Below are 14,660 nucleotides of genomic sequence, written 5' to 3' on the forward strand. Positions count from 1 at the left end.
TTTAGTGAATGTAATATCCACATAATTGCTTTAATTTTTTTTGGCAATTTTTATTGATATAAATAACTTACTTGGAAATAAATCACCTTTAGCCAAACCACCCTTTTTTTCGTTTTGGAGGTTTATTTTTTTCTTGTGTATACCTCCGAATCAATGCTCTCAATTCTTCCAAATTCGAATAATTAGCAATTTGTCCAACTTGATAAGTATTTTCAAGTATCGGGAGACCATGTTCAATAGCCCCCCTTTCACATAATTCATCACCAAAATATTTTCCAATCGTATAAATCAATTTGATATCTCCAATTTCCTGAGCTGCTTGATATGCTAGTCCTTCATATTCAATATATTTTTTAAAGTTATTTTTTTGATTTAGATAGATAATGGCTGCATTATGCAAGGAGTAAGTAATTAGGGAACGATCTCCTATATGATCTAGTATATCAATGCTTTGTTCAAAATATGTTAAGGCATTGGCATAGTCGCCTTTGGCATAATAATTCAAAGCAATGTTGTTATATAACCCTGCTTTGTTTTTTAAATCTCCAATTTCAAGTGCAATATCAAGGCTTTGTTTTAAATAATATAAGGCAATATCATTCTCTCCTTTGAGACGATGTAATTCTGCAATATTGTTTAAGACAGTACCCTCCTCTTTACGCTCTCCAATCTGCTGTCTAATATCCAGGCTTTGTTCTAAATAGCTCAAAGCGATGTCATATTTCCCGCCATTAGTATGGATTAAACCAATATTATTCAAAACAGCACCCTCAACCTGGCGGTCTCCAGTTTGCTGAGCAATTGCTAGGCTTTTTTTATAATAGTAAAAAGCGATATCGTAATTACTTTTAGTTCGATAGATTTCTGCAATATTATTAAAGCTTGTAATCTCTCCTCGTATGTCTCCAATTTGTTGTTGAACCTTAAGGCCCTGTTCCAAATAGCCTAAGGCTAAGTCATTTTCCCCCTTAATCCTATAGATTTCTGCAATATTAGTCAAGTTTACTGCCTCTACTTGGCGATCTTCTACTTTCTGGATAAAAACCATACTTTGTTCAAAATAGTAAAGAGCACTATCATAGTCGCTCTTAGCAAAATAGATTAAGCCGATATTGTTCAAGGCTATCCCTTTACTTTGATCATCTTCAATTTTCCGGCCAAGAGTCAGGCTCTGTTCAAAATAGTAAAGAGCGGTATCATAATCACTTTTCAATCGATGGATTTCGCCAATATTATTTAAAGTAGAACACTCTGCGCTATAACTTTCTGTCTCTTGATTAATAACTAAACATTGTTCCAAATAGAGGAGTGCTCTGTCAAACTCTCCTTTAACTTTATGAATTATGCTAAGATTATTTAAAGTGGTACTTTCTCCTTGACGATCTTCGATTTTTCGCGTCAATTCCAAATTATGCTGATACATCTGAAGTGCACTTTCATAATCTCCAAATAATTCTAGGGTTAACCCTGCGCGGTTAGTAATTTTCCAATCTGTATTTTCCCCTAATCTTTTGTAGGCAGTAAGCGCAAAATGTAAAGCTTTAGCAAACAAATTTGCATTATAGTATCCATTGCACAAGATAACTCCGCAGCGATTTATTCCTTTTATATCATTTGCAGTTAAATAATGATCAAAAGCCTCTTCTAAGTCTATATAGTCTCTTTGGTTAATTTCCTGGCCAACATATTCAAAGTATGCCCCAGCTTGCAATTCCGAAAAATCAGGCATTTCAACCATTGTTTCATTCAATAAATTTTTTATTAACGGTGGAACATAATAAACCCGCATAGCCTCTTCATTGTCTAGCAAATGTTCTTCAAGTAAGGTCAAATCCTGCAAGCGTTGAAGGGCTGATATGCAGTTTAACTTATCGTCTTGCATGCCCAGAGCAAGAGGTAATACTGCTCGACGGAAACAACGTAAGTACCCCAATGTTTTTTGTTCTGAAGGGCTTAATAATGCCAATAGCCGATTAAAGACTAGGTTGAAGCTCATACGTTGAAGGGTAGCCTTTACTTCATGAGCATAAAGATTGGGGAATTGATATAAGTCGGACATTAGTTCATTAGTTTTATCAAGGGCCTGTGCAAAATACTCGTCAAAAAATTCTAGGGCTCGGTAGTTACCTCCAAAGGTTTGATAGAGCCACCCAATCAGGTCTTCATAACTTGCGGGTTGTGGAGGGGCATTGGTTGACGTAATTTGAGGCTTTTGCAATATAGATTGGCGCAATGTTACTAAACGAAGTTGTTGCGTTTTTTTCCAAAAATCGCCAAAGCTCACTGTTTGAAGAGGGTGTAATACTACCTGTTCAGCCAAAGCAATTGGAGCAGTATAACGCCCGGTAAAAATTAAATAATACAATCGTTTATTAACCAGTGATTGTATTAGTTCCTGTAGTTCCTGGTGCTGTTTAGCAAATTCAGGGTTACCATCATCAATCTGAAGGCTTTCAATATTATCGAATACAATAACAGGCTTGCATGATTTACTAAGCTCCTCCAATAGCCATAGAACCTGATCAGGAGCTTTGTCAGAATAGCGATGAGCATCCGCCTCGATGGTAAGACGCTTGCGATCATTTTTAAAATAGTCGTACAGCATCTTCTGTAAAGAAAGAATGTCAGCCTTGCCTTCGTCCAACACAAATGGGTATACCTGACTGTCCTTAGCAAGCAGGCGCTGTACAAGGTGCTCGGCTAAACTACTTTTACCCAGTCCGCCCTGGCCGTGTAGCCATATTGGTTGTTTGTCAAAAAGTATAGGGAACAACTTACGCTTATCGCGGCGGCGTCCCACGAAGTAGTAACCTTTCAAATGCGTATGCATCTTAAAATTAGCAGACGTGATGCTTAGTTTTTTTTCCCTTTTTTCTAAGTTGACTATATTGTTCATAGGGCCACAGCAATAGAGCTGGGGAATAAGCCATTGAGCAGCTAGGCCTGGAATTTCCAGTTGAGCTAGTTCCTGGTTTTGTTTTAGGCGGATTTTGAATATAGCGTGTTGAAAAGCTGAAGGTAGCCCATTCCGATTAGCTAAAGCACTATAAAAATATCCACTGAAGTAATTCGCGTAGCTATCCGATATGCTCCAGCCCATTGCCACTATAGCAGGCACTTTGACTCGCAATAGTTCATTGGCGACTCCACTGAAGTTGCTATCTTGCCCTCCTTGGGCAGTTTGGCACGAAGAAAGTAATACTAATCCAGGCAAGTGCTCAGGTCTAGCAATAAGGGTTTCAGCAAACTCTTTGGCACTAATAAGTTCACTCTGAAGGCTATATTCGTCTTCCATTTCCAGATACCCCTGCCCATTATGGTATATTCCGTGTCCGCTGAAGTGTAAGATATGGTAGTAGTTTTCTTGTAGTTTTTGACGCAGATTGGCCAGTGAGCCGTCATCCGTGAAATCGATATGTACTTGACCTGTTTCAAAAAGAGGTCCACAAGCACGCAAAATCTCTAGCTCTTCTTCTTCAAACGAAAGGCGGCGGCGGACAATGCTATTTTCAGGAGAAGCCACCATCACCAAAATTTTAAGTGGCAATGGGTTATCCGCAGAATAAGTGGCTCCAAGTGCAATTGTACTTTTGCTCAACAGTACATGAGGATGATCTTCGATTGCTAACTCCCAAGGCAGGTTAAGGATTCGATTATCAGGGTGTTGTAGGTGAAGCAGATGCCGCGAGTTAAAGTCCTCCAATAAGTCAGTCCAGCTATTTTGAGTTCGCAGAATAATGCTTAGTTGCTGCTTCAATGTGTGATGAAAATTTTTAGGAATGGGGACTGCTCTTTCTAAAAAGGTGCTGAGGGTTGCATAACTTTTTAGCAAAGTAGCATTTTGTTCAGAACTAAGTTGGAGGATTAAGGAAGTATAGCTATCCATTCTATCTTTTGTTAACCCTAAATGTGACTAACATTTAAGATGCCCTACTAAAATTAATTTTGTTGAATTTTAGCTTGCAAACCAAAACTCCACAAACTATTGACTATCCCTCCCTTGTCTCTCCTCCACGCAAAATAACTTCACTGTTACTTGATTGAATATTTTGTGGTAAAAATACGGTATTATCTTCCCTACATTTTGGACAAGGTTTTGTCAAAGTTTCGGAAAAGGTGTCTTTATTGGAAGAAATTTCCATAAGTGTAACTATTACCCGAAATTCATGGTCACAGTTCCAACAAGTAATTTTTAATATTTTCTCCATAATGTTCAATTTAAATATGCTTTAGGTCAGTTAATAAATATGCTGCAATATAATAAAAGCAAGATCAATTGTTAATTTTCCATCTGGGTTTTATCCCTTTTATGATGAAGTACCAAATCCACAAGAGAATTGGGGTATTACATCTTGGAACTCGGGTAGTAATTGTATATATCTTGATTGCTTGAGAAAATTTATAATAATGATTTATCATGCTGTCTGTTTAAGCAAAGTGTTAAAAATGAAATCAACCCTTCTCAACCGTTCTTGATTCTCTCGAATTGATTTTTCAGTCGTTTGACGTGGAGCTTTGCCCAACTTCTTTCGAGCTTCGGCCTTTTTAATAGAATCCTCATACCGTTCTTGAAAACGATTCTTAAGCCTACGCAAATTATGGCTCAACATCGGGTTGCTTCTGTCAATCTTCACCCTAAAAAAAAATATCATTAGAGAAAGCAGGTTCTTTATCTTCCTTACCCTGCCCTATTTTAGCAAGCCCTTTAACTGGCTTTGCCTCAATTTTCAGTTGGGGGCTTGGGCTTAGTGGCCGTTGATTTAAACTTATTGATAGCACCATAGAATTTTGTCAGATTTTCCCACGCCTGTTGATTCTGGAAAAGCTCCAGTTTGGTGGCAAAAGTGATTTCCTGCAATATCATCGCCTCAATCAACCAGCCAATAACCATCAAGGTCAAAACAGATACCGTCCAGGAAAGTCCATAAGGAAACATTACCAAAAATGCTCAGCCATAGAAAGCACTAGCAACAATGTTGCCGCTACAATTCCAAAAGAGAATCTGCTTTGTATCCACAGCGGGTTAAGCTGAAAAAAGAACACCAATGTTCCCCTTCCGGCCTGAATGGCCAGTGGCACCAGGAAGGCCGCAATTTTAAAGCCAAAATTCGGTGCATTTTGGGAATGGAACAAACCCGCACTCGTCAGCTCACCGCCCCCCCACTTCCACCACCACCCGCCGATACCCCGTCAACGCCGGCACCCCATTATCTGTCACCTCCAAGATCACATGTATCGTCTGTCCCCCCTTCACATCTTCAGGAATCTCCAGCTCCGCCTGCAGAGTATTGGCGTTGTTGATGACTACTTTTCCCGGATAAGTTCCAGCAGGCATCTGCCACCACTTTACCGAAACCTCATTGCCATCCGGGTCAGAGGCCAAACCGTACAACTTTACCTTCTGCTTAGCCACCGCGATGATCTTTTGAGGACTAATAATGCTCACTTTGGGCTCGTGATTGGCATCCTTGAAAAGCGGCGTCACCGCCCATTTCATCCGAGTTGCAAAACTTTGTTGAGCAGGCAGGAAAAAGTCGGGGAAAGGAACATCAGCATTGGCGGAATTGGTATTTCTGGAGCCTAGTGCATTGGCCATATCGTCGGCTGATCCTTCCCCGGAGAACATTGCCATCGCAGCACGTTGGTCTGGATTTGCGCGACCACCCCAGCCGCCGTATTCGCCGCTTTCCCAGGCTCTGAGGCCATTGCCCAGCATGTTCATGAAGGTGGCGTTGTCGCCTTCGCCCAGCCAGGAACCTTTCTCTTGCGGCGGCATCCAAACGAAATAACCCATTTTTTTCAATTCGTCCGTGCTGTAGCCCGCAAGGCCGAAGTAGTCCACTTTGTCCCCTTTTACCATTTGTTTACCATCACCCCAAACCCGGTAGAGTTTACCGAGCGGGCCTCGGTCCAAAACGTTGGCTTTCATCCAGGCTGGTGTCAATAAGGGAGCGTTTACCTCAGTGGCCCTGATCTGAGCACCATAGCCGTAATGCGGGCTTTCGCGAAAGGAGCGTTGTTCTATACCCGGCCAGTTGGGCAGGATGTAAGTTGCAATGGTATTGTCCTGGTCACCGGAAGGCAACAAGACTACTTTTCGATTGATTTTGTTTTTGATGGCTTCCCACTGGGTGGTCATTTCATATTGATTCTGAATGGATTTCAAAGCCCGGGCAATGGTGCTGGCGCCGCCCCAGGCAGTAATGAACAGTTTGCCGGGTTCATTGTCCAGAATAGCCGCCTTGATCAATTCCGAGCCAGGAGTGTCTTTTGAATAATCACCGTCAAATTCGATGTTTCCGTACCGGATTTTTGATTTCAGGTATTCCGGGCTAGGGTATCCGGGGTTGTGGATTTTAAGATTGGGGTAGCTTTTTTCATAAGCTTCCACAATGTCATGGATAAAGCGTTCCCCTTCCGCCCAACGCCAGGAAGTGCAGGGGCACTCGTTCATTTTGAAGCGGTCATATTCCCGGCCCGGCACAAACCAGCGGGTTCCTTTTCCATCACCTTTCCAGTGAAACTGGCTGCTTGCATAAATCAAACCCTCGATGTCCAGTTCAGCGCTGTAGAGGATAAATCGGATCAGGGAATTGTTGTCGTCCAGTTCAGGATCGGCCGTGACAATGATGCGGGGCTTGGCTTCCTTACTAGCTGACTGTCCGGCAAGGTTTATCTGAAAAGGTAGGATTAGTACGAGCATCAGGACAGCAGTCAAAAAAGCTTTGCCAATTGCGGTTATCATGATCGATTTTTTATCGGTGTTGAATAGGCCAGGATTTCATTTTACCCTCACCAATTGCGAAAATAAATGGAAAATTTTGATGCAATTACACTTTCATTTTTTTCCTTTTGTTTTCGTTTGATGTTTAATGTGCGCAGCATCAAAAAGACGGAGCCCAGGTTCACAGCTCCCACCCCCCCATGTTTTAATTTTTTATCGTAACTTCACCCCACAGCCCCTTGACACTAACTCAACACACTTCACTTCATGCCTGAATCCATCATATCCCTACTAGGTCTGGCTGCTACTGCCTTTTTGCTCTATTTCATTTTTATCAACCTGCGGCATGGATCCAGTGCTACCAAGCCAGAAATAAGGATCAACCAGACTCCAACTTCGCTACCGGTGGTGATTTCGGTGTTTTTTGCCCTCTTGCAAGCCTGGTACCTGATCCTGATCCAAATGCTCATTGCTTACCTCTTGATATTTACCAGTTTAGGGCACGACATCATGGCACTGTTGCTCAACAATCCGGCCTGGTACATTGCGTGGCTGAGTGGTGTGATGTTGCTCATTTTTGCCTTGACGATCTGGTTGATTCCCTGGCATTTGCTGGATGTGGCAACCTATCGGGACTTGCGGCGCAAACGGGCCTACCTGGTGGTTTTGCGCTTTTTGGGTTTTTTCACCTTTGTGGTCTTTCTACTGAGCATTTATGCACTCGACCATGGCTGGGAAAATTTTCCCGGCGGTATATTCTGGACCTGTCTGCTGTTGGCTTTTGTGGTGTATTGGGCCCTGGAAATTACCATCGACGAAAGTGGCATCGCACAGACCTTGTATTGGTCCTTGTTTCTTGGCTCGATCCTCTATGTTGAAATTTCGAACCCCAGTCTGCATTACGGATGGTTCAAATGGGTCATTGTTTTTTGGGCCTTGTTTTTTTGGACCATTACCGGACCTGCTCCCGGTTTTCGCAAAAAGCAGGAAAACGAGCCGGGTTTGCTCAACACTGCCCTAAAAAAGCGAAAAGGAAAAGTGACTCAATTCATTTTGCGGTCCATCAAAAAATTTCAATCCATGCAGACCTGGCTGGGGCTGCGCATTGGCAAGATTGTTGCGGGATTTGATGGTAAATTCAACCTAAAGAGCACCATCAAGGATGAAACAAAGGAACTTTCCAAAAACCCGAAGGAACGGCTGAATGCTTACCGCTTTTACGGCAACCGTTTCTCTTACCGGGTTTTATTTGTCACCACCCTTGGTTTGGCCTTGTTGGGCGTTTATTTGCCCAATCTGGAGCCCATTTCCCCCATTGTTTTTGTGTACACTGGCATGGGCTTTTTAATGATTTTGGTCGATTACATGTACTACACGGGTAGACGGGTGGTGGCATATGCTGCCAATCCGCCCAAAGGGTCGGAGCAAATCCCCAATCTCGTCCAAAAGCTATTCCTGAAATTCAACTGGGACAGTACCGCCCAGGCATTTAGCCGCTACCGATTGGACTTATACGCCTATGTTTTTTGGGTTATCATCGTGTTTGTACTCTTCTTTGCGTCCAACTCCTATACCGCCCAGTACAATTTATTGGACAAAAAACCGCAGCCCGAACGCCTGAGTTTCCACCAATACCTTGACCAATGGGCCGAGGCCAGGCGGGATACACTAGAAAATCCGGCCACCAAAAGTTATTCCGTATTCATTTTTTCAGGTGAAGGCGGCGGCTCGAGGGCGGGGTATTGGTCTTCGACCTGTTTGCTGGGGCTGGATAGCATGCTGGCACTTGACCTCAAGCAGCATACCCTGGCCATCAGCGCGGTATCGGGTAGTTCGCCTGGCACAGTAGCCACGCTGGCCTGGTGGGAGCATGGGAGCGGGTCTGAATATAGAGAATATTGCACCGAGATTTACCAGCACAATTTCATCAGTTCTGGTCTGGCTGGTAATGTATTTGGGGCAACCCTACGCAAGTTTTTGAGTTTTTTTTACTTCAAAAACCGCAATATCCGCTTGTGCGAAGAGGAAAGTGCCGCCATTGAGCGGGCGTTGAAAAGGGGCAAAAAGCCCGGCGAATCCGTTCTTTCTTCCCTATACGCCAAAAATCAATTCGCCTGGGGTTCTTTCAGTGGACTTTACCAAAACCAAAATCGAGGCTGGCGGACCGATCTACCACTGTTTTTCTCCAATTCCACCCATGTACAAACCGGGCGCAGGGTGCTGATCAACCCGGTGATCAATCTTTCAGGCGAGCAACGTTTCATCAATGTCATCGATTTGTGCAAAAGGATAGCTGACAGCACCAAGCAGGAATTGGCCCTGGTGCATGCCGCCAATCTGTCGGAATTGTTCCCCTTCATGTCTGCCAGCGCGCACATTCCCAAGTTGGGTAACTACGCCGATGCCAGTTATTGTGAAAATTATGGCCTTAAAACGGCCTTCGAGATTTACCAGGCCTGCCAGGATTGGAAAAACAGCAAAGTGGGCGATTCTCTGGCCGCCAAATGTAACTTTTATGTGGTCGCATTAATGAATACGCACCCTACCTATTCCGCCAATTCACCCAATCTGCCCATGGAAAACAGCATCCCGAGTGAAACCCTGGCGCCTTTGATCGCTATCGGCAATGTGGTATTGAGCAACAACCCCTTTAGTACCCGGGAAGAAATCAAGTCCGTATTGCCCAAACAAACTTACCATGAAATGATTTTGAATCGTTCCGACTTGCCGCTGACCAGGGTCCTGACGAAGCGCAACATGCGGACGATGGACAGCATCAGGACGCGGGAGTTAAAGGGGTTTCGGGAGTGGTATGGGGGAGCTCAGGGGAAGTGATGGAGATCGCATCTCCCACAATTTTGTTTGCAAAAAAGGTACTTTGCCTGTATATTTAGAAAAAGACTAGTCACCTATGCTCAATCGCCGCACCTTCATCCACCACTCCGCCCTGCTCAGCATGGCTGCACCCTTTTTATCCAAAATGGCCTTTGCACCTTCCTCTCCCCTGGAAGTGCACGTCTTCTCCAAACACCTCCAATTTTTGAATTACGCCGAAATGGCCGCTGCGGCTGCCGACATTGGTTTCAGTGGCATCGACCTTACCGTACGGCCTGGTGGGCATGTAGAACCCACTGCAGTGACCCAACAATTACCAAGGGCTGTTGAAGCCATTCGCCAAAAAGGGCTTTTGTCCACCCTCATGGTGACGGCGATCAACCATTTGCGCGATCCCCTCAACCAAACGGTGCTGGAAACCGCTGCCCAGCAAGGCATCCAACACTATCGACTGGGTTGGTATCAGTATCCTGAGCAGTTGCCTCTCCCCGAAGCACTGGAAAAGATGCAAAAAGACATGCAAGCCCTGGCCAAATTGAACAAAAAGCTAGGCCTAAAAGGCTCTTACCAAAATCACTCCGGCTTGTACGTCGGGGCATCTATTTGGGAAGTTTGGGAATTGTTGGAGCATACTGCGCCGGGCGTGATGGGTTGCCAATACGACATCCGCCACGCCTGGGTGGAAGGTGGGCAATCCTGGCAAACCGGGCTCCGCCTCATCCATTCGCGCATCAATACCCTGGCCATCAAAGATTTTGTGTGGGAAAAAACGGCCAAAGGCTGGCAAGTGACCAATGTGCCCATCGGAACCGGGATGGTGGATTTTAAAACCTATTTTGGCTTGCTCAAACGCTACAACATCCAGGTACCCATTTCCCTACATTTTGAATACGACCTGGGGGGTGCCGAGCATGGCAATAAAGACCTGGATGAGGCTACCAAACGGAAGGTGTATGCCGCTATGCGCCAGGATCTGGAGCGAGTGCAACAATTGTGGAAGGAGGCTTGATTATCAACTTACATTAAGTCTAATTTTTCTTCTTCCGGTTCTCCCACTGCTTCCCGTACTTCTTTTTCATTTCCGCCTGATAATCCCGCTTCACGTTCACCTTTTTGTTCTTGTCCAATTTTTCATGAAACGCCGCCCCAACATTTTTCTTCTGGGTCGTTTTCACCACGATCGTTTTCATGTTGATTTGGGGTTGCTCTTCGGGCAGGAGTTGTTCGGATAGCACCAAATCTTCTGGCAGGGGCAACTCGGGAATGCTGAAATTCATCAATTCCTCGGTGGCAGCCAGTAGTTCCATTTCTTTGGGGGTGACGAAGGAGATGGATATACCTTTTTTATCCACCCGGCCCGTACGGCCAATGCGGTGGATGTAGTTTTCGGCGGTGTCGGGCATGTCAAAATTGAACACGTGGCTCACTTCTGACACGTCGAGCCCGCGGGCAATCACGTCGGTGGCGATCAGAACCCGGCATTCGCCCGCCTGGAAGGCCTTGACAGCGGCAAAGCGGGCCGGTTGGGATTTATTGGAGTGGATGACCTGCACCTTGAGGCTCCATTCCTCGTCCAGAGATTCAAAGATGCGGTCGGCCAGGCTTTTGGTGGAGGTAAACACCAGCACCTTGTTCATCTCAGGATTATTGAGCAACAGCAAGCGGAGCAGATTCATTTTGCTGTAAAAATTGGGCACCGAGTAGCGACTTTGGTCGATGTTGCTCAGGGGCGTACCCATGGGAGCAGCTTCGATGCGCACCAATTCCGGAAAATAATCATCGATCAAATCACTGACCTCCTCGGTGAGGGTTGCCGAAAACAGCAGGTTTTGGCGGCGTTCTGGCAAGGCGTCGAAGATGTTTTTGAGCTGAGCCCGAAAGCCCAGGTTCAACATCTCGTCAAATTCATCGATGACCAGTTTTTTGACACTCAAGCCTTTAAAAGCCCCAAGCAGCAGCAAGTCGTTCAAACGGCCAGGTGTACCCACCAACACATCGGCTCCTTCCATCACCTGGGCAGCCTGGGGTTTGAGGTTCACACCCCCGTATACACCCACGGCCACGAGGCTCATGTACTTGCTCAGTTTTTCGATTTGTTCAATCACTTGCACCACCAGTTCGCGGGTGGGTACAATGATCAAGAGCTGAGGCGTTTTTTTCTTGGCAAATTGGTATTGCCGCAGGCAGGGCAAGAGGTAGGCAAAGGTTTTACCTGTACCTGTTTGAGCCAAACCACATACATCCTTACCCGCCATGATGACGGAAAAAGCCTTGGCCTGAATGGTGGTGGGAGTACTCAATCCCAGGTCTTCCAAGGCATTCAGGAGTGGTTTGTTGAGATTTAAATCATTAAAAGTCATAAGCCTACGGTAATTTGGCCGCAAAGGTAGGCTTATTGCAGCATTCTTTTCTATTAATAAACAAAAATGTCATCTTGCCAAATAACTTGGGGGCGATAAAAAACAAGTGTTCATTTTGCCCCACTACCAATTTTTTTAGCCACAAAGACGCAAAGGCACAAAGGCACAAAGCAGCTTCATTCTTTGTGCCTTTGCGTCTTTGTGGCTAAAAAATGTCCAGTATTTGCATTTTCTTTGTCCAATCGCATCATCAAACCTACACCATGAGAGCTATCATACTGTTCCTATTGCTCAGCGTCAATCTTTTTGCCCAAAAACCCACTACCCTACCCCGCAGCACCCCCGAAGCCGAAGGGGTATCCTCTCAGGGCATCATCAATTTTTTAGACGCTGCAAAAGCCAGCAAACACGAGCTCCACAGCTTTATGATCCTGCGCCATGGCAAAGTCATCGCGGAAGGCTGGTGGAATCCTTACCGCCCAGACCTCAAACACACCATGTATTCAGTGAGTAAAAGTTTTACGGCCACCGCCGTGGGTTTCGCAGTATCTGAAAAACTCCTGAGTGTCAACGATAAAGTCGTCTCTTTTTTCCCCGACGATTTACCCGCCAACATCAGCCCCAACCTGGCGGAACTACGCATCAAAGACCTGCTCAGCATGAGTGTGGGCCACGACAAAGACCCCACCGGGCCAGTAGTGGGCGAAAAAAACTGGGTGGAGGCTTTTTTGCAAATCCCGATTCCTCATCAACCGGGCACCAAGTTTGTCTACAATTCGGTAGCCACTTTTATGCTTTCAGCCATTGTGCAAAAAGTGACCAAACAAAAGATAATCGACTACCTCCAGCCCCGTTTGTTCACGCCACTGGGCATTCAGGGCATTGATTGGGAGGTCAATCCGCAGGGCATCAACGTAGGTGGTTGGGGTTTGCGGCTCAAAACTGAAGACATGGCCAAATTTGGCCAGTTGTTTTTACAAAAAGGCATGTGGCAAGGCAAACAAATCCTACCCGCCACCTGGGTGGAGGAGGCCAGTACCATGAAAATCATGCAAAACCCCTCAGCACCCGCCGAGGAACTGAAATCCAGCGACTGGCTCCAGGGCTATTGTTACCAGATGTGGCGCAGTCGGCACAATTCCTACCGGGGCGATGGCGCCAATGGCCAGTACATCCTCGTGTTGCCCGAGCAAGATGCGGTGATCATCACCACTGCCGAAGCACCCGATATGCAGGGGGAAATCAACTTGATTTGGGAACACCTGCTGCCCGCTTTTCAGCCCAAAAAACTGCCTGCTGAACCCAAGGTACGGGCTGCGTTGGGGGCTAAAATTGCAGGGTTGTACCTGCCTTTACCTCCCAAAAGCCCTATTTCGGGTACCCAAGCCAGTTTGAATGGCAAAAACTATGGTGTTTTTACGGGCAACAAAAACTTGCAACAAGTCAGTTTTGATTTTGTCGACAACATCGCCTACCTGAACCTACAAACCGACACAGCCCTGCACCGCATCGCCTTTGGATTTGGGCAATGGATCGAAGGAATCACCACCAAACTCGGCCCCTATCTGGTGGCGGGCGCACAATCCAATCGGGTCGGCATTGGTCCCTACAAAGTAGCGGGTGCTTATGTTTGGAAGGACGATAAAACGATAGAGCTTACCCTGCGCTACATCGAAAGTCCACATACTGAAAAAATAGTTTGTAGCCTGGATGGAGATTACCTGAGTCTGGATTTTCAAAGTATTTTTAATCAAAACAACAACCAACGGCCCATCGCGAAGGCCGTTTTGGCACCCAAAACGAGCAACCCGGCCCGCCTGATTGTACGCGGCGACGACATGGGCTATTCCCACTCTGGCAACGAGGCACTGATCAAATGTTATCGCGAGGGCATCCAAACTTCTATCGAAGTGATTGTGCCTTCCCCCTGGTTTCCCGAAGCGGTGAAAATGTTGGCGCAAAACCCGGGTACCGACGTCGGCCTGCATTTCGCCATCACCAGCGAATGGGACAACATCAAGTGGCGGCCCCTCACGGATGCCCCGAGTCTGCGCAACGCCGATGGGTATTTTTACCCGATGATATATCCCAATGCCTACTACCCCAAGCAATCGGTGATGACCAATGCCTGGAAAATTGAGGACATTGAAAAAGAACTGCGGGCGCAGATTGAAATGGCAAAAAAACACATCCCCAACCTGAGTCATATCTCCGGCCACATGAACAGCACGGGCTTCGACCCTGCCGTGAAAGCCATGGCGCGCCGGGTGGCGGCCGAGTACAAGCTCCCCATGGTGGACGTGGATGCCCTGCAGGATTTTCAAATCAGCTACACCGGTTTTGATTTTGGCAAAAAAACCACTGAGCAACGCATCCAGGGTTTCATCGACATGTTAGACAAGTTGGAAGCGGGCAAAACCTACGTCTACGTTGAACACCCCGGCCTCGACAATGCCGAATTGCGCGCCATTCACCACATTGGTTATGAGGATGTAGCGCAAGGCCGCCAGGATGTAACCACCATTTTTACCAGCGAAAAAGTGAAGGAGGCCTTGGTAAAAAAGGGGATAAAATTGGTGAGTTACCGGGAGGTGTTGAAGCGGTGAAACATGGATTGACTGCATCAAGTATTGGCTTCACCATGAAGGACCAATACTGTGCTTTTACCCCAATAGTACTTTGCTTGGTCTTAGCCATATTTTTCCAAATAATTCCTTTTACAATTTTTCTATCTTAGCATA

At 45.8% G+C, this 14,660-nt stretch carries 7 protein-coding genes; 3 read left to right on the plus strand and 4 right to left on the minus strand.

What is annotated here, in order from left to right; all coding sequences use genetic code 11:
• Positions 1-88 precede the first annotated feature (88 nt).
• The 3 genes from ACO08K_RS05545 to ACO08K_RS05555 all read right to left on the minus strand — a co-directional run bounded on the left by ACO08K_RS05545 (position 89) and on the right by ACO08K_RS05555 (position 6,745).
• Positions 89-3,886, minus strand: coding sequence for a tetratricopeptide repeat protein (locus ACO08K_RS05545; RefSeq protein ID WP_421795404.1), 3,798 nt, complete (start codon positions 3,884-3,886; stop codon positions 89-91).
• Positions 3,887-4,720: 834 nt separating this feature from the next.
• Complete coding sequence (locus ACO08K_RS05550) at positions 4,721-4,936, minus strand: hypothetical protein (protein WP_421795405.1); 216 nt, start codon at positions 4,934-4,936, stop codon at positions 4,721-4,723.
• 213 nt (positions 4,937-5,149) lie between these two features.
• On the minus strand, positions 5,150-6,745 hold the full coding sequence (locus ACO08K_RS05555; RefSeq protein ID WP_421795406.1) for a nucleoside hydrolase-like domain-containing protein: 1,596 nt from the start codon (positions 6,743-6,745) through the stop codon (positions 5,150-5,152).
• Between the two features lie 246 nt (positions 6,746-6,991).
• Here ACO08K_RS05555 and ACO08K_RS05560 point away from each other — a divergent pair, with 246 nt between their 5' ends.
• Both ACO08K_RS05560 and ACO08K_RS05565 read left to right on the plus strand, forming a co-directional pair.
• Positions 6,992-9,559 carry a hypothetical protein gene (locus ACO08K_RS05560; protein ID WP_421795407.1) on the plus strand — a complete coding sequence of 856 codons (2,568 nt, stop codon included), beginning with the start codon at positions 6,992-6,994 and terminating at the stop codon, positions 9,557-9,559.
• Between the two features lie 76 nt (positions 9,560-9,635).
• Positions 9,636-10,568 (plus strand): sugar phosphate isomerase/epimerase family protein, encoded by a 933-nt coding sequence (locus ACO08K_RS05565; protein WP_421795408.1) that lies wholly within the window; start codon positions 9,636-9,638, stop codon positions 10,566-10,568.
• Between the two features lie 19 nt (positions 10,569-10,587).
• On the opposite strand, the gene ACO08K_RS05570 is transcribed toward ACO08K_RS05565, so the two are convergent.
• Positions 10,588-11,919: a DEAD/DEAH box helicase gene (locus ACO08K_RS05570; protein ID WP_421795409.1), complete on the minus strand. Its 1,332-nt coding sequence runs from the start codon at positions 11,917-11,919 to the stop codon at positions 10,588-10,590.
• Positions 11,920-12,182: 263 nt separating this feature from the next.
• Here ACO08K_RS05570 and ACO08K_RS05575 point away from each other — a divergent pair, with 263 nt between their 5' ends.
• The gene (locus ACO08K_RS05575) at positions 12,183-14,525 is read left to right on the plus strand and encodes a ChbG/HpnK family deacetylase (protein ID WP_421795410.1); all 2,343 of its coding nucleotides are present in this window, start codon (positions 12,183-12,185) and stop codon (positions 14,523-14,525) included.
• The last annotated feature ends 135 nt before the right edge of the window (positions 14,526-14,660 follow it).

The organism is Haliscomenobacter sp. (assembly GCF_965225875.1).
Taxonomy (GTDB): Bacteria; Bacteroidota; Bacteroidia; order Chitinophagales; family Saprospiraceae; genus Haliscomenobacter.

Excerpts from the sequence above, each read along its gene's own strand:
- ACO08K_RS05545 (WP_421795404.1), bottom strand. The coding sequence starts at position 3,886 with ATGGATAGCTATACTTCCTTAATCCTCCAACTTAGTTCTGAACAAAAT.
- ACO08K_RS05550 (WP_421795405.1), bottom strand. The coding sequence starts at position 4,936 with ATGTTTCCTTATGGACTTTCCTGGACGGTATCTGTTTTGACCTTGATG.
- ACO08K_RS05555 (WP_421795406.1), bottom strand. The coding sequence starts at position 6,745 with ATGATAACCGCAATTGGCAAAGCTTTTTTGACTGCTGTCCTGATGCTC.
- ACO08K_RS05560 (WP_421795407.1), top strand. The coding sequence starts at position 6,992 with ATGCCTGAATCCATCATATCCCTACTAGGTCTGGCTGCTACTGCCTTT.
- ACO08K_RS05565 (WP_421795408.1), top strand. The coding sequence starts at position 9,636 with ATGCTCAATCGCCGCACCTTCATCCACCACTCCGCCCTGCTCAGCATG.
- ACO08K_RS05570 (WP_421795409.1), bottom strand. The coding sequence starts at position 11,919 with ATGACTTTTAATGATTTAAATCTCAACAAACCACTCCTGAATGCCTTG.
- ACO08K_RS05575 (WP_421795410.1), top strand. The coding sequence starts at position 12,183 with ATGAGAGCTATCATACTGTTCCTATTGCTCAGCGTCAATCTTTTTGCC.